Here is a 21,697-nt window from a genome sequence, read left to right as displayed (position 1 = left end):
AACGTTAATTCTTGAATCCGGCAATGGCGCAGTTCTTCAGTCACTCGTCCAATCACGGATTCCAGACCGCATGGCGGACGCCGTGAGGGCAACTGATGAACCCACATCTGAACTTCGGCATTGAAGAGGAATACTTCATCACTGACCTGCGCACCCGGCGCATGCCGGAGGAGCCACCCTGCGCAGCGATTGAGGCGTGCAAGGCTGAGTTGGGCCCGTGCTTTGCCTATGAGATGTTTAAAGGGCAGATCGAAGTCGCTTCCCCCGTTTTTACTGACATTGCGCAAGCTGCGGAGTATCTGGGCACAGTTCGCACTACGCTACGAAAAACCCTTGAACCCTATGGCCTGGGACTGCTCAGTGTCGGCAGCCATCCGCTGGCGGACTGGCGTCTGCAACAGGCTACAGAGCAAGACCATTTTCTTCAGCTGTTTGAAGACTACCAGCGTGTAGCCCGACGTAGCTTGCTGTCCGGTCTGCATGTGCATGTTGAAGTGCCGGGGCATCTTGATCGAATACAGGTGATGAACGAAGTTCTGCCGTGGCTGCCGTTTTTGCTGGCCTTGAGCAGTTCATCACCGTTTTGGGACGGCGCCGACAGCGGCTTTGCGAGCTACCGGCAAACGGCCTGTGATGAATGGCCGCGGATGGGCGTTCCGGAGTTCCTTGAAGATCAAGCCGCCTATGACGCTTACGTTGCGCTGCTGATGCGTACCGGGACTGTTCGGCAGGCTGGCGATATCTGGTGGGGTCTGCGGCCGGCGGCGAAGTATCCGACCCTGGAATTGCGGATGACGGATGCGTGTCCACGTCTGGATGATGCGTTGTGCATTGCTTCGTTTTTTCGGCTGGTGGTGGCGTATGCCATGGATCAACCGCGTCCCGGTTCTGCCTATTCACAAACATCCCAATGGATTCTCAAGGAGAACCGCTGGCGGGCGAAACGCTACGGAACTCGGGCGTCGTTCATTATTGAAGGCTACGACCGGCCGTTCTCCATTAAGCAGTGGCTGTTCATGGCTGAACAGATGTTGGGCGATGCTGCGCGAACATTGGGCGCAGAGTCGGTTTTTGCTCACATCAGGCAAATGCTTCGTGAAGGAACCAGTGCGCAGCGACAACTTGGCGTCTACGAGCGAGCGTTGCGCAGAGGGGAGGATGTTCAGGCTGCACTGTCGCAAGTGGTGGACGAGTTGCTGATGGAAACGTCGCAAGCGCCATCTTTCGATCAAAGGATCCCCGGCAGCGGTAATCCCGGCAGGGCGTTGACAGGACAGGTGATCTGATCCGTATTTTTCTGCGTGATCTGCATCTGTTACGCATCAGGCCTGCGCCTCACAATGACAGCACGGTCCGCATTCGCAGTAGCCCTTGCACCGCATTCTCATTCCGTAGGAGGCTCCATGGCCAAGATGTCCCTTTTCCTGGGTGGTTTTCTGCTTTTAACCCTTTTGATCGGTGCCCTGGCGACGATCTCTCCCACTTAGTCCGTTTTGCCAGTCGGCAAAAAGCACAACGCCTCCACTTGGGAGGCGTTGCAGTTTTCAGCCGTGTTACTTCAGATCAAACCGATCCAGATTCATCACCTTCGTCCACGCCGCCACAAAGTCCTTCACAAACTTCTCCTTCGAATCGCTGCTGGCATAGACCTCAGCCAGCGCGCGCAACTGAGCATTCGAACCGAAGACCAGATCGACCCGCGTGCCGGTCCATTTCAATTCGCCGGTTTTGCGATCGCGTCCTTCAAACTCCTCGCTAGTCTCTGAGGTCGGTTTCCATTCCACGCCCATGTCCAGCAGGTTCTTGAAGAAGTCGTTGGTCAACGCCTCTGGTTGCTTCGTGAAGACACCATGCTTCGTTTGCCCGACGTTGGTATTCAATACTCGCAGGCCGCCGATCAGCGCGGTCATTTCCGGCGCAGTGAGGGTCAGTTGTTGTGCCTTGTCGATCAACAGATGCTCGGCCGGAACGCGGTAGCGGGTTTTGAGGTAGTTGCGGAAGCCGTCGGCGATGGGTTCGAGGAAGCCGAAGGATTCCACGTCGGTCTGTTCTTGCGAGGCGTCCGCACGCCCCGGTGTGAACGGCACCGTGACGCTGTGACCGGCATTTTTTGCGGCTTGTTCGACACCGGCGCTGCCGGCCAGCACGATCAGGTCCGCCAGCGAGATTTTCTTGCCGCTGTTGTTGAACTCGTTCCGGATGCTTTCGAGTTTCGCCAGCACGTTGGCCAGTTGTTCAGGCTGGTTGGCTTGCCAGGACTTCTGCGGTTCCAGGCGCAGGCGACCGCCGTTGGCGCCGCCGCGCTTGTCGGAGCCACGGAAGGACGAAGCCGCTGCCCAGGCCGTTGATACCAGCTGCGAAACGCTGAGGCCCGAGGCGAGGACTTTGCTCTTGAGCGCGGCCACGTCGCCATCGCTGACCAGTGGATGGTCGACTTTCGGAATCGGGTCTTGCCACAGCAGTTCTTCGCTGGGCATTTCCGGGCCGAGGTAGCGGGAGAGGGGACCCATGTCGCGGTGGATCAGCTTGAACCAGGCGCGGGCGAAGGCGTCGGCGAGCTGATCGGGGTTCTGCAGGAAGCGCCGCGCAATCGGTTCATAGATCGGATCGAAGCGCAGGGCCAGGTCCGAGGTCAGCATCGTGGGGTTGCGCCGTTTCGACGGGTCGTGTGCATCCGGAATGGTCCCGGCGCCAGCGCCGTTTTTTGCGACCCACTGGTTTGCGCCGGCCGGGCTTTTGCTCAGCTCCCACTCGAAGCCGAACAGGTTTTCCAGGTAGTTGTTGCTCCACCGGGTGGGCGTGGTAGTCCAGGTAACCTCCAGCCCGCTGGTGATGGTGTCCGGGCCTTTACCGGTGCCAAAGTTGTTTTTCCAGCCAAAGCCCTGTTGTTCGAGGCCGGCCGCTTCAGGCTCGGGACCAGCATTATCGGCAGGCCCGGCGCCGTGGGTTTTACCGAAGGCATGGCCGCCGGCAATCAGCGCCACGGTTTCTTCGTCGTTCATCGCCATGCGGCCGAAGGTTTCGCGGATGTCCAGGGCCGAAGCGACGGGATCGGGATTGCCCTCCGGACCTTCCGGGTTCACATAGATCAGGCCCATCTGCACGGCGGCCAGTGGATTTTCCAGATTGCGCCCCTGATCGGTACGGCTGTCCTCATTTCTACCGGGCTCGGCCACGAGTGGAACATCGCCGGGGGCTTGCACGGGTTTTTGCGCCTTGTCGTAGCGGGTGTCGCCACCCAGCCATTTGTTTTCCGAACCCCAGTAAACGTCTTCATCCGGTTCCCAGACGTCGGCACGGCCACCGGAAAAACCGAAGGTCTTGAAGCCCATGGATTCCAGTGCGACGTTGCCGGTCAGGACGATCAGGTCTGCCCAGGAAATGTTGTTGCCATACTTTTGCTTGATCGGCCACAGCAGCCGGCGCGCCTTGTCCAGGCTGACGTTGTCCGGCCAGCTGTTGAGCGGGGCGAAGCGCTGTTGACCGGAACCGGCACCGCCACGCCCGTCACCGGTGCGGTACGTGCCTGCTGCGTGCCACGCCATGCGAATGAACAGCGGGCCATAGTGACCGAAGTCTGCCGGCCACCAGTCTTGCGAATCGGTCATCAATGCAGTCAAGTCTCGCTTGACCGCCGCAAAGTCGAGTTTTTTGAACGCTTCGGCGTAGTTGAAGCCCTCGTCCATGGGGTCAGACAGGGACGAATGCTGGTGCAGGATCTTCAGATTCAGTTGGTTCGGCCACCAGTCGCGGTTGGTCGTGCCACCGCCAGCGGCGTGATTGAACGGGCATTTCGATTCGTTTGCCATGTGCGAGCTACCTTTTGGTCGTGTTCTTCCGGCTATCGGGCCCGGAGCGGGCGTTAAATAGCGACGAGCGAGATCAAGACACAGGCTGCAGGGCCAGCAGTTGGATCAACTGATTGTGTGACCACACGGAGTTCTGAACAGCGGCAATCAGGTTGCCTGCGCGGTGACCCACGGGCGGCCTAGTCAAGCTTCGGGCTCATTCCTGTCTCCTTTCCAGCGCTAATCCGGCCGGCTTATGACGCCAGCGCAGACTAAGGTTAGACCCGAGTCGGGAAGTCAGCTAATAGGTGGAGTGTTACGCGTCGATAGGCAGAATCTTTCACGGCAACCCTTGAGATGGCCTGCTCGATCAGTCACTGCAATTGCGCGATCAGGCCGGTTCGGTGAACCGGCAACTGACGCAGTTCCGGGACTGAGATCAACCCCCGGAGGCTACGTCGGGATCTTCCTCCATAGCCTCCGAACGCCTTTGGTCAAAGCAGCGGAATGCTGTAGCTGACGATCAGGCGGTTCTGGTCCTGGTTTCGGCTCGCTTCACTGTTGGACTTGCCGTTGCGCCAGCCAAACCCGACGCCCTTGAGCGCCCCGGACTGAATCGCGTAATCCAGGCCGATATCCCGTTCCCATTCCTTTTGTGTTCCGCCAGTGGCGGTCTTGATGTTGTCGCCGCTGAGGTAGATGACCGACGCCTTCAGACCGGGCACGCCCACCCCCGCAAAGTCGTACGCATACTGGCCGAAAGCGGTACGTTCACCCGCGCGGGTGAAGGTCTGGATCAGGCGGTCGGTGTACAGGTAAAGGCTGGCGCCGCCGGCACCTTTGTCCGGCAGGTTGCCCTGGCTGAGTTGGGTAAAGTTGCTGCCACTGGAAACGCTTTGGTAGCCAGCAGTGACGGCATGGGCGCCGGCGGTGTAAATCAGTGCGGCGCTCCAGGTCCGGTTATCGATTTCGCCATCGGCGCCTTCGGTGTAGCCGCTGATTCGGTAGCCTGAAGTGCCCGAGCTGTTCGCTCCGGACGAATCGGTCTTGAAGTAGCGCAGGTCGGTTTTCAGCGATTGATTGTCCGAGATCGTCAGCGTGTGCATCAGGCCGAAAAATTGCTGGGTGTAGTAGTCGTCGAGGTTGGCGTAGTAATACTGGGCGGTCAGGTCCTTGGTGATTTTCCAGTCGCCGCCGGCGAAGTCGAACGCATTGCTTTCACGGGTGCCACCCGTGGCCGCGAGCCCGGTCTGATCACTTGAACCTCGGCCAGTTGCATGTTCAATGCGGCCACCGGTGAGGGTCAGGTCCTTGAACTCGCCCGAGGTGATCTGCCCGCCTTCAAAAGTCTGGGGCAGCAGGCGGCCATCGTTGGCCACCAGGATAGGCAGTTTCGGCATCAGCGTGCCGAGGCGCAGTTCGGTTTTCGAAATTTTGACCTTGCCGGTCAACCCGAGCCGGCTCCACTCGTCGACCGCGCGGTTGTCACTGTCCGATGGAATCATGCTGCTGCCGACGTGGCGTCCTTTGCCGCTGTCCAGGGTGATCCCCATCAGGCCCAATGCATCGACACCAAAACCGACCATGCCGTCGGTGTAGCCCGACTTGAAGTCGAGCATGAAACCCTGCGCCCACTCTTCGGTTTTCGAAGGGGCGACCGGGCCGTCGCGGTTGTCGTTGTTGAAGTAGAAATTTCTCATCCCCAAGGTGGCTTTGCTGTCACTCAGGAAGTCGGCGTGCGCCTGGGTGCTGAGTGCAATGGCGCCCAGCGCCAGGGTTACAACCGTGTTCGTGTTGCTCATGTAGAACGCCCCTATTTTTTGTAATTTGAATTCAGGAGGGTGGCTCCCGCCGTGACAGGCGGGAGCGTGAGGCTTCAGATACCCAGCACGTTGGCCCCGATGCACGGATCGATGCCGCGTTCCAGACGACGCTGATGGACGATCACCGTGATTTCCATCGAGCCGGTGGTGACTTCGAAGTCGAGGATATGGCCGCCGTAGGCCTGGAACGTGGCGTCACCGGCTACGCCGTGCATATGGATCGAAGGCTGATCGTTCTTCCACGCCACCGAGCCGGTGATGCTCGCCATCTCGACGCTGTTCAAGGTCTTGGCGTCGAAGTCCTTTTTGTCCTTGTTCCAGAAACCGAACTTCACGTTGCCGAAACCGATACCCGTGATGGACGCGCTGGGAATCTTCTCGGCGATGGCCAGTTTGGTCAGTTCCTTGAACGCGTTGTCGCCCATGCGCAGCACCATGAGGTAACCGGTGGGGGTTTTGGTGTAGCGCGGTGTGGCTTCAGTGGCACATTGCATGGGCGATGTCGTCGCGGTGGGGGTGGTTTCGGCAACGGCCAGTTGAGTACCTGCGGTGGTGATCATCACGGCGGCGGTCACGGCCAGCACCAGTTTGCAAAAGCGGTGTTTCGGGTGACGTTGAACTTGCATGAGACTTCCTCTGTTTTTGTTGTTGTGTGGGTGCAGCGGTTTTCGGGACGAGCGAAGCCGGCGCCTGTGTTCAACAGGCGCGGAAGGTGTGGCTATCGGTGGGTGTCAGTTGAAGCGCGTTGACCTACAGCGCATCGCGGCGGCTGGTGCCGTCAACCAGTCGGGCAATGCCCAGCGGGTTACTGTTTTTCAGGGCGTCCGGCAGCAGGCTGTCGGGACAGTTCTGGAAACACACCGGCCGCAGGAAACGATCGATCGCCAACGTCCCGACCGAAGTGCCGCGTGCATCCGACGTGGCCGGGTACGGCCCGCCGTGCACCATGGCGTCGCAGACTTCGACCCCGGTGGGATAACCGTTGAACAGCACGCGGCCGACTTTCTGTTCCAGCAGGGCCAGCATGTCGCCCAGCGTGGCGACTTCCGAATCCTCGACAATCAGCGTTGCAGTCAACTGACCGCGCAAACCGTGCAGTGCCAGGATCAACTCGGCGTGGTCAGCGACCTCCACGACGAGGGTGGTCGGGCCGAATACTTCTTCCTGAAGCAACACATCGCCATTGATCAACAGGCTGGCGTCGGCCTTGAAAAGTTGCGGCCGCGCCTGATTGCCCAGTTGCTCGGAGCCGGCCAGGTGCGTGATGCCGGGGTGGGCGCGCAGGTTGTCCAGGCCATGGCAGTAGCTTTTCAGTGCGCCGGCGTTGAGCATGGTTTGCGCCGGTTGCTCGTTCATCAAACTGGCGAAGCGTTCAAGGAACGCCGTGAATTCCGGCGAGCGAATTCCCAGCACCAAACCGGGGTTGGTGCAGAACTGGCCCGCGCCCAGCACCACGGAAGCGCTCAGCTCGGCGGCGATCTTTTCGCCGCGAGCCTTGAGGGCTTCGGGCATCAGCAATACCGGGTTGATGCTGCTCATCTCGGCGAACACCGGGATCGGTTGAGGGCGCGCCGCAGCCATGTCGCACAAGGCGCGGCCGCCGCGCAACGAACCAGTGAAACCGACCGCCTGAATGGCCGGATGCTTGACCAGCGCTTCACCGACGCTGCCGTAAAGCAGGCTGAACACACCTTCGGGCATGCCGGTTTTTCGCGCTGCGCGAGTGATTGCATCGGCCACGTAATCGGCCGTGGCCATGTGGCCGCTGTGGGCCTTGAACACTACCGGGCAACCGGCGGCGAGGGCGGAAGCGGTGTCGCCGCCGGCGGTGGAGAAGGCCAGCGGAAAGTTGCTGGCGCCGAACACCGCGACCGGACCGAGCCCGGTGCGGTACTGACGCAGATCGGGACGGGGCAACGGCTGACGGTCGGGCAGCGCACGGTCGATGCGTGCGCCGTAGAAATCACCCCGGCGCAACATCGTGGCGAACAGGCGCATCTGGCCGCTGGTGCGTGCTCGTTCACCTTGGATGCGCCCGGCGGGCAGGGCGGTTTCCCGGCACACGAGGGCGATGAACGATTCATCCAGCGCGTCGAGCTCTGTGGCGATGGCATCGAGAAAACCGGCGCGGCGAGCGGCCGACAGGTTGCGAAAGGTCGGGTACGCCGTGGCCGCCGCTTGGGCTGCCGCATTCACTTCCTCGATTGTCGCCTGATGGAAGCGATACGGCAGTGCTTCGCCGGTGTTGGCGTCGTGGCTTTGCAAGGTGGTCGTACCCTGTGCCGAGCGTGCGCCGGCGATGTAGTTGTGGCCTGAAACTTCAAACATGTTGGACTCCTGATGAGCTGTTCAAATCGGGTCACGCGAGGCGGTAGAGGCGCCGGGCGTTGTCATGAAACAGGGACAGCCGCTCGGTCAGGGAACGCTCCCTGACGATGGTTTTGAAACCGTCGAACACTTCGCTGAGACTGTTCACCACGCCATCGACCGGGTAATTGCTGGCAAACGCGCAGCGGCTGACGTCGAAGATCGAAATCGCGTCGTTCACTACCTCGCGATTCGCCTCGACCGGCCATGCCTCGCCCGGGATGCAGATGCCGGAAATCTTCAGCGCGACGTTCGGTTCGCGTGCCAGCAGCGCGAGGTTTTCACGCCAGCCGGCCAAACCCTCTGCCGAACGATCTGCCGGCAGTGCGGTGTGATTGACCACGATGGTTGTGTCGGGAAAGTCCCGGGCCAGTTCGGCGGCTTCCGCCAGATGCCACCACGGCGCCTGCAACTCGAAGTGCAGGCCGTTTTCGGCCAGTCGGGCGTAACCGTCGCGCCAGCGCGGATCGCGCATGGAGCCGGGTTCGGCGAAATCTTCACGCCAGGCCTCACGGCTGGTCACCGTTGGCTTGTGGCGTATACCGCGCACCAGCGGGTGATCGCCGTACAGCCGCAGCAGATCGAAAGCGTCCTCGCGATCAAGCCAGGCCTGCGCAACCATGGCGCCCAGGGTCGGTTCGGTTTTCGCCAGCGACTCGACAAACCTCACTTCCTCAAACGGCGTCGCCGGGTCCCATTCGCCTTCGATCACCACCGTCTGCACAACGCGATGGTTGCCCGTCAATCGGCGATAGTCTGCCGGCAGGAAATTGCGGCAGATGGACGAGTAATCGCCATAACGAAACGGTCGCAACGGGCGGTCGTTCAACCACGGGTAGTAATGGGTTTCGATGTCGAAATAGTGTTGATGCGCATCGACGATGGGCAAGTCCGCATCATCGCCGCTGGCCAGAAAACGCGCGCGCCAATCGAGGGCGGACAGGTTATCCATGTGGCGCCTCCAGACGATAGAAGCGTCGAGCGTTGCCAGCGAACACTGCTTCCTGCACGGCTCGCCCCAGGGGTGCGAGCATCGCGGCCATGCCATCGGCAATCGTGTCGTAGGAAGCGCGTAAACCGGCGACCGGAAAGTTGCTGGCAAACATGCAGCGCTCGGGGCCGAAGATCTCCAGGGCGGTCAACACCACCACCCGGTTATCGTCGTAGTTCCAGGGCGAATCCTTGAGTCCGAATTCCGACAACTTGATGTGCACGTTGGGCTGCAAGGCCAACGCTTCCAGGCCTTTGCGCCAGCGCGCCATGCCTGCGGGGCTGCGATCCCAGGCGAAACCGGTGTGATTGAGCGCGATACGGATCTGCGGAAACATCGCCGCGACCTCGGCCGCCTCGACCAGATGCCACGGCGGTACGCGCAGGTCCCACGACAGATCGTGGTCAGCCAGTCGGGAAAATCCTTCCAGCCATTTCGGGTCCTGCAGGGTGCCCTTGGCCCCGGCAACCGATACGTCCGGTGAAGCCGAGGTCACCGGTTTCGAACGAATGCCTTTAACCAGTGGCCGGGCGGCCTGTTCCGCCAGAATCTGCGCGCTGTCTTCGCGATCGAACCAGGCGTGGGCGACGATGGCGTTCGGGAAACCGTAACGGGCGTTTACCTGTTCCAGCCAGCGTGTCTCGGCAACTTGCTCGTCGCGAGCACGCTCGGCCTCGACGTGCACCGTGCCCACCAAGCGTTGTTTTTCAGTCAGCGCGAGGAAGGCGTCCGGCAGGAAATCACGGCGCAGGCTGTGATAGTCGCCGAGGAAAAAGTCCTCGTGATAGTCGTCCTGCAACCACGGATAGCGACCGCTGCCGAGATCCCACAGATGATGGTGAGCATCGACAACCGGCAGCGCATCCTCGGCGGCAAGGTTCGGCAAACCGTTGCGTTCGTGCAGCGTGATCATGACTCGACCCTTTTTCAGCGCGACGCAGAGAATTGGGAAGGGCTGAGCACGCCGTCTTCGACTTCGCCAGCGGCGGCAGCCTCGGCTTTGGCCTGCACGCGGCTGCGCAGTTTGGCGACGTTCACCACCACCCGGGTATGCGCCGCCGTGGCGACCAGCTCGACGTCATCGCGCACTTCGACGTTGAAAGTGACGTTGCGACCTTCGATGCGGGTGACCGTGGCGACAATGCTGACCGACATGCCCAGCAGCGTGGCGCCGACGTGACGGATATCCACCGCCGCGCCCACAGTGTTTTCGCCTTCATCAAGGAAGGTCAGCAGGTAATCGAGGCAGGTCTGTTCGATGTCGTCGACCAACCGTGGCGTGGCGTAGATGCGCAGGTCCTCGCCGAGAAACGAGATGGTGCGTGGCGTGTCGACGATCAGTTTGCGTTCAGTGGCGGTGCCGGCTTCGAGCGTGGAAAAATTCATGAGAAACCTCGTGTTTGCATGCGGACAGTCAAAAAGTGATTCAGGCGTTGGGCAGGAAACCGATGGAAATCCATGGCACGGCAATCAGCACCCCTAGCGCTACGACCAACGCGCCGAGATACGGCCAGACCCGGCGCATGGCACCACTGGGGTCGACCTTGGCGATGGCGCACGCGGCGTAGAAACCGACGCCAAACGGTGGGGCGAACAAGCCCAGGCCCATGGCGAAGATCGCGACCATGGCGTAATGCACGTCGTTGATGCCCATGGCCTTGGCAATCGGGAACAGCAGTGGTCCGAACAGCACGATGGCCGGGATGCCTTCCAGGAAACTGCCGAGCAGGATGAACGCCACGGCGGAGATGATCAGGAAGCCCATCGCACCACCTGGCACTGTCGACATCACCTGCGCCAACTGATGGGAGAAGCCCGACTGGGTCAGTGCCCAGGCCATGGCGGTGGCGCTGCCGATGATGATCAGGATCGCGCCGGACAATGACGCGGTGCTGACCAGAATCGGGTACAGGCGCCGCCAGTCAAAGCAGCGGTAGCACAGCAAACCGACGATGAAGGTGTAGGCCACGCCAATGGCGGCGACTTCGGTCGCGGTGGCGACCCCTTCAACTACGGCGGTGCGGATCACGAAGGGCAGGGCCAGCGCAGGGATCGCGAGCAACAATGAGTGGCCGATTTCCTTGCCCGAGGCGCGTTTGCCGGTGGAAGCCTCGCCTTTGCGGTTCTTCCACCAGATCACGGCGGCCATGGCAATCGCACCCACCACCGCCGGCATGAAGCCACCGGTGAACAGTGCGGAAATCGACACGCCGGTCACCGAGCCGATGGTGATCAGCACCAGGCTCGGCGGAATGGTTTCCGACATCGCCCCGGAGGCATTGAGCATCGCCACCAGTTCGTTTTCATCCTCGCCGCGTTTCTTCATTTCCGGAAACAGCGCCGGGGCGATGGCGGCCATGTCCGCAGCCTTTGAACCGGAAATACCCGAGATCAGGTAGATCGCGCCGATCAGCACATACGACAAACCGCCGCGCACATGGCCGATCAACGAACACAGGAAACGAATCATCGCTCGCGCCATGCCCATGGCTTCGATCAGCGCACCCAGGAACACGAACAGCGGGATGGCCAGCAGAATCAGGCTCGCCATGCCTTCGTCCATCCGCCCGATCACCAGGGTCAGCGGTGTGCTGGTCATGGTCGACAGATACGCCACCGTCGCCAGGCCGAACGCGACCATGATCGGCACGCCGATGACGATCATCGCCATCACGCCGATCATGAAGAAGACCACCAGGTTCCAGTTGCCCATCAGCAGCATCCAGCCTTCGGCCACCCACAACAGCGCGCCGAGGGAGGCGAGCATTGCCACCGACACCGAGAAGTCGATCAACCGCGCGCTGGTCAACAGCCGCGCGACGCAGGTCATCAGCATCAGGCTCAGGCCGACGGCGATAGCGGACACGCGAAAGGCGTTGGGGATTTCCAGGGCGGCGGTGGTGATGATCCACTCGTCGCTGACGTACTCCCACGCCGGGGTGAACAGCAGCCCGATGAAGGTGATGACAATCACCGCGCCCAAGGTGTCGATAAAGGCGCGCTTTTCCACGGGCAGCCGCCCGATGAACGAGGTAAGGCGCATGTGCTCGCCGCGACGCATCGCCACCACCGAACCGAGCATCGCCAGCCAGAGGAACAGCAGCGAAGCCAGCTCATCACCCCAGACGATCGGCTGGTTGAGCACGTAGCGATAGAACACATTGCAGAACAACAGCGTGACTTCGATGACCACCAGCAACGCTGCGCTGCCTTCGGTCAGCCAGCGCAGGCCGGTGTCGAGTGCGCGACCCAGACGAAACGTGGTTTGGCGTGGGCTGATTCCTTCAGCGGGGGACACATCCGTCATTGGTATTTCATTTTTCATGACCTTGTCTCCGGCTTAGGACAGTTGACCCGCGTATTGCTCAAGCAAGCTCCAGGCTTCCGGGCCGTACTTTTCCTTCCATTGGGTGTAGAAGCCTTTCGATTGCAGGTCCGTCCTGAACAATGAACGGTCGACTTTGTTGAAGGTGATGCCGTGGGCGGTCAGGGACGGCTCCAGGCTGGAGTTGAGGTCGATCACCTGCTGGCGCTGGACCAGCGCGGCGGCATTGATCTGCCGGGAGACGATTTCCTGCACATCGGTGGGCAGTTTTGGAAAGGTCTTGCCCGAGGCGACGATCCAGAAGCCGCCCCAGATGTGGTCGGTCATGGAGCAGTATTTCTGCACTTCATAGAAGCGTGCGGACTCGACCACCACCAATGGGTTTTCCTGGCCGTCGACCACTTTGGTCTGCAAGGCCGAGTAGGTTTCGTTGATGCTGATGCCGGTCGGCGAGGCGCCGAGGGCGCTGAACATCGAGGTCCACAACGGGCTGACCAACACGCGCAACTTGAAGCCGGCGAGGTCTTGCGGGGTATTGATCGGCCGTGTCGAGCTGGTGATCTGGCGGAAGCCGTTGCTCCAGACTTTCTCCATCGGGATCAGGCCGACCTTCTCGGTCTTGGCGCGCACGTGCTCGCCCAGTTTGCCGTCGAGCGCGGCCCAGACACTGTCGTAGTCCTTGAACGCGAACGGCATGCTTTCAATCGACATGGCCGGCACCAGCGTCGAGAGGATCGCGCCGGGCAACGGAATGAAATCGATCGCCCCGGCACGCACCTGGGACAGCATGTCGGTGTCGCCGCCCATGGCGCCGTTGGCGTATACCTGCAAGTCCACCGCGCCGTTGGTTTCGGCTTTGATGGCTTGCGAAGCAGCCTTCATTTGTATGTTCAGCGGATGGGTGTCAGGCAGGCTGCTGGTGTAGCGCAGCACGATCGGTTTGGTCGCGGCGAAGACGCTGGAGGGCAGCAGGTTGGCGGCGAACGCGCCACCCACGGTGACGCCGGCAGACACTAGAAAGGATCGGCGGCTGACGGCCTCGGTCAAGATACGGCTCATGATGTTCACCTTCTTGTTTTTGTTTTGTTTTTGTAGGAGCAAGCTTGCTCGCGATGGACGTTAACGATGACGCGTGTGTTCTGAATAAACGCGGCTTTCCTGTGGGAGCGGGCTTGCTCGCGAAGGGGCCATCAGATTCGATATCTACATTGACTGACCCACCGCATTCGCGAGCAAGCCCGCTCCCACATAGTTAGTTTTGCCGGCGATTCAGGAGGCCAGTGCCACCACTGCCTGGCTTCGGATCAGCTCGTCGATTTCATCGTCCGCAAAGCCGCTTTCCTTCAGCACTTCGCGAGTGTGTTCGCCGAGCAGCGGCGCAGGGCGGCTGGTGGTTGGCGGGGCGTTGTCCATGTCGGAAAAGTGAATCGGCAAACCCATGCCGCGCACCCGGCCTTCGGTGGGGTGTTCGGTCTCGACGACCATGCCGCGTGCCTTGGTTTGCGGGTGGGCCAATGCGGCGGCGATGTCCAGGACCGGCCCGGCAGGCAGGCCGAGGCTGTCGAACAACACCATCCATTCATCCGTGGTGCGCGCGACCAGAACTTCGTTGAGAATTTCCACCAGCGCCAAGCGATGCTCCATGCGCAACGCGTTGCTGGCGAAACGTGGGTCGGCCTTCAGCTGCGGAACGGCCAGCGCCTCGACCAGTCGCTCGTAGTTGGCCTGGTTGGCGGCGCCGATGTTGATCCAGCCATCCGCCGTGCGGAACACCTGGTACGGCGCGCTGGTGGAGTTGGCCGAGCCCATTTTCGGCAGGATGGTGCCGTCGGCGAAATACGCTGCTGCGGGCCAGTACATTTGTTGCAGGCCGGCTTCGAACAATGAAGTGTCGACCATCTGCCCAAGGCCGGTTTTCTGCTTCGCGGCAAACGCGGCGCAGATGCCGAGGGCGGCGAGGATGCCGGAGTTGATGTCGGCCACCGGCGAACCGGCCTTGACCGGCTCACGCCCGGCTTCACCGGTCATGCTCATCATGCCGCTCATGCCTTGGGCGATCAGGTCGAAACCGCCTTTTTCGCCGAACGGCCCGCTGCGGCCGTAACCGGAAATCGCGCAGTAGATCAGCCCGGGGTTGAGGGTTTTGAGGGTTTCGTAACCGAGGCCGAATTTTTCCATGGTGCCGGCGCGGTAGTTTTCCGTGACCACATCGGCGTCCATCAGCAGGCGGCGCAAGACGTCGCGGCCGCCCTCGGTTTTAAGGTTCAGGCCGATCCCGCGCTTGTTGCGGTTGACCACCATGAACGAAGCGGATTCGCCGCTGGCCATGATCGGCGAGAAGCGGCGGGAGTCATCACCGTCCGGGACTTTCTCGACCTTCACCACGTCAGCGCCCATGTCGGCCAGCATCATGCCGCACACCGGGCCGGACATGATGTGAGCCAGTTCTACCACGCGCATTCCTGTCAGCGGTCCCATGTTATTTGCCCTCGAATTGTGGTTTGGCTTTGGCGATGAACGCGTTCAGGCCGATCTGGAAGTCGGCGGTGTCGTAGCAGGAGTAACTGCTATCGATCTGTTCAACGGTGGGTGCGACGCCGGCTTCCAGTTGGCGCGCTGCCTGGCGATGCCAGCGAGCAACGAGGGGCGCGCCGTGGGTGATGCGTTTGGCGGTGGCGAGGGTTTCGGATTCGACTTCGGCATCCGGTACGACGCGGGTCACGAGGTTTTTCACGTAGGCGTCGTGGGCGTCGAGAATGCGGCCTTCCAGAAGAATCTCCAGGGTCGTCGAGCGTCCCGCCAGCGCCACCAGCCCGGCCATTTCGTCATAGGACATGACCAGCCCGAGCTTGCCGACCGGCGCACCGAAGCGGCTGGAAGTGCCACAGATGCGCAGGTCGCACAGCGCGGCGATTTCCAGGCCACCGCCGACGCACACGCCGTGGATCATTGCGATCACCGGGTGCGGGCAGTCGACAACTGCGCGCATCGCCGCTGAAGTGACTTCGGCATAGTGTCGGGCTTGCGCCTGGTTGGCACGCACGGCCGGAAACTCGCCGACATCGGCGCCGGCGGCAAAGGCCTGTTCGCCCGCACCGCGCAACACCACGCAGCGCACGCTGAGGTCGGCGGACAGTTCGGTCATGACGTCACCCAGGTCTTGCCACATGGACAGGGTCAGGGCGTTCATCTTTCCCGGATGACTGAGGGTGACGATGGCAATGGCGTCTTGCCGTTCGATAAGGACGGTGGGCTTCATGATTGTTCCGCTGTCGTCGATGCTCGAGGGGTGAGATCGGCGACGCGGATGCCTCCTGATTTATTGTTGTTGGATAGCGGCTGCTTACAGCGATTGTTCGAGCATCGACAGGTAGTCGGCCGAGGATGCTTCGCGCGGATTGGTCTTGTGGCTGTGATCGTGCAACGCGCCCTCGACGATGCCGGCGAACAGGCTTTCATCGACGCCGATCTGGCTCAGACGGGTAGGCAGGCCCAGGCGTTTGGTCATGTCTTCGATGGCCGCACCGATGTTCGCGTCGGCCTCGAGGCCCATGGCATGGCGCAGTCGTTCCAGTTTGCGCTCGCCACGGACAGTCGGGGCGTTGGCGTTGAAGTGCACGACCGCCGGTAGAAAAATCGCGTTCAACGTGCCGTGGTGCAGTTTCGGATTGATGCCGCCCAAGGCGTGGGAAAGGCTGTGCACGCAGCCCAGTCCTTTCTGGAAGGCCAACGCGCCTTGCATGGACGCGCTCATCATGTTCATCCGCGCTTCGCGGTCACCGGGTTCGGAGGTGGCGCGTTCGATGTGTTCCCAGGCACGCCACAGGCCGTCGAGGGCGATGCCGTCTGCGGCAGGGTTGAAGGCCGGTGCCATGAAGGTTTCGATGCAATGGGCGATGGCGTCCATGCCGGTGGCGGCGGTAAGCATGGGCGGCAGACCCAGGGTCAGCTCCGGATCGCAGATGGCCACGCGAGGCACGACATACGGCGAGATGACGCCGACTTTGCGGCCATCGTCGAGGATCAGGATGGCGCCTCGGCCGACTTCGCTTCCGGTGCCCGCAGTGGTCGGAATCGCGATCAGCGGCGCGGTGGCCGAAGTGATGCGGTCCAGTCCGCCTTCGATCACCGCAAAGCTGAGCAGGGGGCCTTCGTGGGTGGCGCAGACCGCGACGCCTTTGGCCAGATCGATCGAAGAACCGCCGCCGACGGCGATGATGCCATCGCACTCGCCACTGCGATATTGCGCCACGGCTTCACGCACGGCGTGTTCGTTCGGGTTGGGCGGGGTGGCGTCGAAAATCGCCGGAGGGAGGCCGCCGAGGGCCGCGATGACTTTGTCGACGATCCCGGCATTGCGCACACCGACGTCGGTGACGATCAGCGGCCGGGTGATGCCGGCGCGCTCGGCTTCGGCTGCCAGGTGCTGCAGGCTGTCGTAGCCGAACTGGATTTTGGTGACGTAATTGATGAGTGACATGATTCACCACAAGTTATACAGGATTGTTGTTGTTGCAACCGGTCTTGGGCAGGAGGGCCTTCGCACTCTGGTCAAACCCGTTGCATTGCCTGGTTGTGGGGTGGACTATAGGGCCGTCGTGGCCAGCCTCGATACTGACAACTTTCGATACCTCTATAACTTTTAGTTAACCCTGATGACGCCCTCACTGAACTCGATCATGTCCCGCCTGCACATCAAGCAGCTTCGTTTGCTGATCGCCCTGGATGAGCACGGCTCCTTGCTGGGCGCGGCCAAACAGGTCGCGCTGACCCAGCCCGGCGCGAGCAAGGCGCTGCAAGAAATTGAAACCACCTTCGGCACTTCGCTGTTCACCCGCACTAACCGCGGGCTTGAACCGAACGATGCCGGGCGCTCGGTCATCCGGTACGCACGGCTGATCCAGACCGACCTCGCACACCTGCGCGAAGAGATCATCGGCATCATGAGCGGCGAGGGCGGGCGCGTGTCCGTCGGCACCATCATGGGCGCCGTTCCACTGCTGACCACGGCGATCAGTCGGGTGATTGCCGACAACCCGAAGCTGTCCATCGAGATTGTCGAGGACACCAGCGCCGCGCTGCTCAGCCAGCTCGACGCTGGGCGCCTGGATCTGGCGATCTGCCGTACCACCATCAGCACCACTCCGTATTTGTACGAGAGTTCGACCTTCGTCGAGGAAACCCTGGCGGTGATCGCCAGCACCCAACATCCGTTCGCCTATGCCCGGCAGTTGTCGCTGAAGGACCTGGTGGATTACCGCTGGGTCGTCTATCGCGCCAACATGCCGATGCGGTTGTTGCTGGAGCGGGAGTTTCATGAGGCCGACCTGCGTTTTCCGGTGCACCTGCTGGAAACCACCTCGGCTTTTGCCACCTTGTCGTTGCTTCAGGAAAACCCGACCCTCGTCGCGCTGGTGTCGACCGACGTAGCGAAGTTCTGCTCCGGCTACGGCTTTACCACCACGCTGCCGCTGCCCATCACCTCACGCAGCGAACCCTATGAACTGGTGTCGCGCAAAGGCGTGCCGGACTCGCCGGCGGCCAGGCTGTTACGCGAGGCGTTGTTGAATCCCTTGTAGGAGCCGGCTTGCTGGCGATGGCGGCCTTGAAATGGATGCAAAACTCACGGTCCCCATCGCCAGCAAGCCGGCTCCTACAGTGGGTCGCGTTGTATCTGGGATAGTGCCCGGCATCGACGGTGCGCATTCGTGCTATTCAGGCAAAATTGATTTGTGGCGGGTGCGGTGTTTGTAGCGGATCAACGCCGTGATACTCGACAGGATTTTGCCTTCCCCTAAATTGGCCCACGGATGGCCATTGCGAGGTTCGAACCATGACTGTCTCCCGCCGACTGGCGTTCTTGATGACCGCTGCCGCGCTGCTCACCGCTTGTGGTGAATCATCCAAACTGCCGCCTCACGCCAGCGTCGGCCCGTCGCCGCAGTTGCCTGAACCCACCACTTCGCTGATTCCCACGTTGAAGGTGTCAAAGGCGGTCGGTTGGTCGGGCAGTGACACGCCCAAGGCGCCCGCCGGATTCAAGGTGACCGCGCTGGCGGACGATCTCGACCATCCGCGCTGGATTTACCTGTTGCCCAATGGCGATGTGCTGGTCGCCGAAAGCAATCACCCGCCGATGCCCGAAGGTGCCACTGACGGCGGCAGCGGGCCGCTGGCCTGGGCGAAACGCACGGTCACGGGATTCGTGATGGGCCGGGTCGGCGCCGATGCGCCGAGTGCCGACCGGATCACCCTATTGCGCGATGCCGACGGCGATGGTCACGCTGAAACCCGCACGGTGTTCATGAGCGGACTGGCCTCGCCATTCGGCATGGCGTTGGTGGGCAACGAGCTGTTCATTGCCAACGCCGATGCCGTGGTCAAGGTGCCTTACACCACAGGACAAACCGAAATCAGCGCGAAGCCGGTAAAAGTCACCGGCTTACCGGCCGGCATCAACCACCACTGGACCAAAAACGTCCTCGCCAATCCCGAGGGCACCAAGCTTTACGTGACGGTGGGTTCCAACAGCAACGTCGGTGAAAACGGTCTGGAGGCCGAAGAAGGTCGTGCGGCGATTTGGGAAGTCGACGTTAAAAGCGCAGAAAAGCGCCTGTTCGCCAGCGGCCTGCGCAACCCCAACGGCCTGGCATGGAAGCCGGGTTCGAACGAGTTGTGGACCGTGGTCAACGAGCGTGACGAACTCGGCAGCGACCTGGTGCCGGATTACCTGACCTCGGTGAAGGACGGGGCGTTCTATGGCTGGCCATGGAGCTACTACGGCAACCACGTCGACACCCGCGTAGAACCGCCGCGCCCGGACAAGGTGGCGCAGGCCATCTCCCCGGATTACGCGCTGGGCACCCACGTCGCACCGCTGGGCCTGGCGTTCTCCGATTCGCGCACCATGCCGGCCAGCTTCGCCAATGGCGTGTTTATCGGTGAACACGGCTCGTGGAACCGCAATCCGCAGGCCGGCTATAAAGTGGTGTTCATCCCGTTCAGCGATGGCAAGCCTTCCGGTGTGCCGGTGGACTTCCTCACCGGTTTCCTCAATGCCGACGGCGAAGCGCAAGGGCGCCCGGTGGGGGTAGCGCTGGATCAGAGCGGTGCATTGCTGGTAGCCGATGATGTCGGCAACAAGGTGTGGCGTGTGGCGGCGGTCAAACCGGCTCAATAAAGCTCATCTCGCCGTGCGGTCCTCTGTAGGCGCGAGCTTGCTCGCGATGAGCTCAAGAGCAACGCGTCTAACCGGGAAGTACATGCTGTCCACGACGGCTGTGATGCATTGGATGTGTTGGGCTGGACGCTGGAAAAAACTGCACGCTGATAACGAGAAAGCCGCGATATTCGCGGCTTTTTTGTGAGTCAGGCAAGCTACAGGACTGTCCAGCTCCTTTGCCCAATGACATCCCGGACCTTTTTCAAGCGTCATCCAATTGCAACACATCAGGGTGAGCGGCCCGATAACTCAGGGTCTTGTCGATCCACGCATTCAGCTCATTGACCATCACCGGAGGCTTGCCCGGATAGCGCCCAAGGGTTGAACGCAGGACGCCGTCAATCCCCGGAACTGATCGCAGGTTTCGGGTCTTGATGTAATGTTCGATAAAACAGTTAAGTCGAAAGTGTTCTGTCATCGAAAGATAAACGCACTCCAGACTAACGACTTGATCAATTGCAAAATCGTCGCGCATTTAGTTCTCTGCAAGGCTTGTTGTAGGGATTTCCTTAGTTGTTGACTCTTTGGTCAACTGGGCGGTACCCATGGAAATGCGGCGCGCATGCTATCCGTAGTGATTCTAAATGTATGTAAGTCGATGCCAATGTCAGACAAGCGGTTAAAAGATCAAATCGCCAGACTTCTATAAGTGTTTCCTGGGTGAAACACTCTCTGTAACGCTGAAGTTATTAGCCCGCATAAACAGGTGTTAAATACGATTGCGTTTGTATCGGTATTGATAGTTTCATGCCAGTTCATGAATAAGCTCTGCACCCTGGTTTTTGACGTTGCCGATGGCTTTGCCGACCTTGTACCACTCGAAATTCTCACTGCCTTCGCCTTGCAGCAACGCCATTTGTTCAGCGCGATCCCGGGGGGTGGCGGGGGCGAGCCATTCCCTTGCCAGTTCCGGCGACAGCACCACCGGTCGGCGGTCATGAATATCGAGCATGCCGCCGGCGCTGTCTGCGGTGATGATCACGAAGCCGTCGTCGTCTCGCGCTTCCTCGCTACCCGTAGGAAACCGACCAATCGCGGCACAGAAAATCGGCGCGCGGTCCCGTCGACGGATGAGCCAAGGTTGTCGCGTCGAATCGCCTGCATCGACCCATTCGAACCAGTTATCAATCGGCACGATTGCGCGGTGCGGCCAGATAGCGCGGAAGAACGGGCCATGGGCGACTTTTTCGACGCGGGCATTGATCGGTGCTGCGCGATCCTTCGCCCAATGCGGCCGCCAGCCCCAACGCACCTTGTCGGCCACCAGCCCGACGTCTTCCAGGTGAAACAACGCCAGTTGATTGGTCGGCGCCGCGTTGTAGCGGGCCAACGGCTCGTCGCCGACGTGGTTGATCAGCGCGTCGGGAATGCTCAGCACCGCGACAAAATCGTGGATACCCCGGTACTGCGACAGTCGTCCGCACATGACCGAATCCTCCCCTCGAGGTTTCAGCATAGTCGCGCCTCAGATCACATGTGCCCGCTGCAACTCGGTCAACGACAACGCCTTGAGTTGCGCGAGTAGCGGATCACGCCGGTCGCGAGGATGCGCCAATTGCACGGCCAGTTCCTGGCGAATGCGGCTGGGGCGATTGTCCATGACCAGCACCCGGTCGCTGAGATACAGCGCTTCATCGACATCATGGGTGACCAGCAGCAGGGCGATGGCGTGACGCTCGGCCAGCTCCAGCAACAGGTCCTGCAGTTTCATCCGGGTGAAAGCGTCCACCGCGCTGAAAGGTTCGTCGAGCAGCAGCACATCGGGTCGCGAGTAGAGGCCGCGGGCAATGGCGACCCGCTGCGCCATGCCGCCGGAAAGCGCCTTGGGCAAGGCGTCTGCGAAACCGGTCAGGCCGACTTCATCGATCAGTTGCGCCACCCAGGCCTTGTCGTAATGGTTGTCGGCGCTGAAGCCGATGTTTTGCTCGACCGTCAGCCATGGCATCAGTCGTGGTTCCTGGAACACGAATGCGACTTCACCGGCGCGGCTGTCGAGCTCTCCCTGAAAGTCCTTTTCCAGTCCGGCGACGATTCGCAGCAACGTACTTTTGCCGCAACCGCTGGGGCCTAGCAGGCTGACGGTTTCCCGGGGCTGCAATTGCAGGTGAATATTTTGCAGCACGGTGGTGCTGCCGAAGGTTTTGCGCTCGACGCGAATGTCCAGCAGGTGCTCGCTCATGG

The 21,697-nt window shown here is 61.1% G+C and carries 18 protein-coding genes; 3 read left to right on the top strand and 15 right to left on the bottom strand.

Annotation, left to right across the window (positions count from 1 at the left end; genetic code table 11):
- The first annotated feature begins 95 nt into the window (after positions 1-95).
- A complete protein-coding gene (locus tag FBY04_RS12365) occupies positions 96-1,286 on the top strand; it encodes a carboxylate-amine ligase (RefSeq protein WP_145315375.1) in 1,191 nt (396 codons plus the stop codon).
- A 267-nt stretch (positions 1,287-1,553) separates the two neighbouring features.
- Here the strand turns inward: FBY04_RS12365 and katG are convergent, their stop codons facing one another.
- The 12 genes from katG to FBY04_RS12305 form a co-directional block, all read right to left on the bottom strand.
- Entirely contained in the window at positions 1,554-3,809 is a 2,256-nt protein-coding gene (gene katG, locus FBY04_RS12360; protein WP_145315374.1) for a catalase/peroxidase HPI, read from the bottom strand.
- A 473-nt stretch (positions 3,810-4,282) separates the two neighbouring features.
- Positions 4,283-5,590, bottom strand: a complete 1,308-nt coding sequence (locus FBY04_RS12355; RefSeq protein WP_145315373.1) for an OprD family porin — start codon at positions 5,588-5,590, stop codon at positions 4,283-4,285.
- A gap of 74 nt (positions 5,591-5,664) precedes the next feature.
- A complete protein-coding gene (locus FBY04_RS12350) occupies positions 5,665-6,237 on the bottom strand; it encodes a PPC domain-containing DNA-binding protein (protein ID WP_084322239.1) in 573 nt (190 codons plus the stop codon).
- Between the two features lie 124 nt (positions 6,238-6,361).
- The gene (locus FBY04_RS12345; protein WP_145315372.1) at positions 6,362-7,939 is read right to left on the bottom strand and encodes an aldehyde dehydrogenase (NADP(+)); all 1,578 of its coding nucleotides are present in this window, start codon (positions 7,937-7,939) and stop codon (positions 6,362-6,364) included.
- 31 nt (positions 7,940-7,970) lie between these two features.
- Positions 7,971-8,930 (bottom strand): amidohydrolase, encoded by a 960-nt coding sequence (locus FBY04_RS12340; protein WP_145315371.1) that lies wholly within the window; start codon positions 8,928-8,930, stop codon positions 7,971-7,973.
- Positions 8,923-9,882: an amidohydrolase gene (locus FBY04_RS12335; protein WP_084322242.1), complete on the bottom strand. Its 960-nt coding sequence runs from the start codon at positions 9,880-9,882 to the stop codon at positions 8,923-8,925. Before FBY04_RS12335 ends, FBY04_RS12340 begins: the two co-directional genes overlap by 8 nt.
- 14 nt (positions 9,883-9,896) lie before the next feature.
- Positions 9,897-10,355 (bottom strand): thioesterase family protein, encoded by a 459-nt coding sequence (locus tag FBY04_RS12330; RefSeq protein ID WP_145315370.1) that lies wholly within the window; start codon positions 10,353-10,355, stop codon positions 9,897-9,899.
- 40 nt (positions 10,356-10,395) lie between these two features.
- Positions 10,396-12,294 carry a TRAP transporter large permease subunit gene (locus tag FBY04_RS12325; protein WP_084322244.1) on the bottom strand — a complete coding sequence of 633 codons (1,899 nt, stop codon included), beginning with the start codon at positions 12,292-12,294 and terminating at the stop codon, positions 10,396-10,398.
- A gap of 15 nt (positions 12,295-12,309) precedes the next feature.
- Positions 12,310-13,353, bottom strand: a complete 1,044-nt coding sequence (locus FBY04_RS12320) for a TRAP transporter substrate-binding protein (protein ID WP_145315369.1) — start codon at positions 13,351-13,353, stop codon at positions 12,310-12,312.
- Positions 13,354-13,563: 210 nt separating this feature from the next.
- Entirely contained in the window at positions 13,564-14,772 is a 1,209-nt protein-coding gene (locus tag FBY04_RS12315) for a CaiB/BaiF CoA-transferase family protein (protein WP_145315368.1), read from the bottom strand.
- A 1-nt stretch (position 14,773) separates the two neighbouring features.
- On the bottom strand, positions 14,774-15,553 hold the full coding sequence (locus FBY04_RS12310) for an enoyl-CoA hydratase-related protein (RefSeq protein WP_145315367.1): 780 nt from the start codon (positions 15,551-15,553) through the stop codon (positions 14,774-14,776).
- 84 nt (positions 15,554-15,637) lie between these two features.
- Positions 15,638-16,774 carry an iron-containing alcohol dehydrogenase gene (locus tag FBY04_RS12305; protein WP_084322248.1) on the bottom strand — a complete coding sequence of 379 codons (1,137 nt, stop codon included), beginning with the start codon at positions 16,772-16,774 and terminating at the stop codon, positions 15,638-15,640.
- A 175-nt stretch (positions 16,775-16,949) separates the two neighbouring features.
- Between FBY04_RS12305 and FBY04_RS12300 the strand changes: the two genes are divergently transcribed.
- Both FBY04_RS12300 and FBY04_RS12295 read left to right on the top strand, forming a co-directional pair.
- Positions 16,950-17,873, top strand: a complete 924-nt coding sequence (locus FBY04_RS12300) for a LysR family transcriptional regulator (protein ID WP_084322249.1) — start codon at positions 16,950-16,952, stop codon at positions 17,871-17,873.
- A gap of 254 nt (positions 17,874-18,127) precedes the next feature.
- Positions 18,128-19,474 (top strand): sorbosone dehydrogenase family protein, encoded by a 1,347-nt coding sequence (locus FBY04_RS12295; protein WP_145315366.1) that lies wholly within the window; start codon positions 18,128-18,130, stop codon positions 19,472-19,474.
- A gap of 244 nt (positions 19,475-19,718) precedes the next feature.
- Here the strand turns inward: FBY04_RS12295 and FBY04_RS12290 are convergent, their stop codons facing one another.
- The 3 genes from FBY04_RS12290 to FBY04_RS12280 all read right to left on the bottom strand — a co-directional run bounded on the left by FBY04_RS12290 (position 19,719) and on the right by FBY04_RS12280 (position 21,695).
- Positions 19,719-19,991, bottom strand: coding sequence for a hypothetical protein (locus FBY04_RS12290; protein ID WP_145315365.1), 273 nt, complete (start codon positions 19,989-19,991; stop codon positions 19,719-19,721).
- 270 nt (positions 19,992-20,261) lie between these two features.
- Entirely contained in the window at positions 20,262-20,942 is a 681-nt protein-coding gene (locus FBY04_RS12285) for an SOS response-associated peptidase (RefSeq protein ID WP_145315453.1), read from the bottom strand.
- 39 nt (positions 20,943-20,981) lie between these two features.
- A complete protein-coding gene (locus FBY04_RS12280; protein WP_145315364.1) occupies positions 20,982-21,695 on the bottom strand; it encodes an ABC transporter ATP-binding protein in 714 nt (237 codons plus the stop codon).
- Between the last annotated feature and the right edge of the window lie 2 nt (positions 21,696-21,697).

The sequence above is a fragment of the Pseudomonas sp. SJZ080 genome, assembly GCF_007828295.1.
GTDB lineage: Bacteria > Pseudomonadota > Gammaproteobacteria > Pseudomonadales > Pseudomonadaceae > Aquipseudomonas > Aquipseudomonas migulae_A.
Note: the sequence above shows the minus strand (reverse complement) of the source record. Positions and strands in the feature narration are given on the sequence as shown.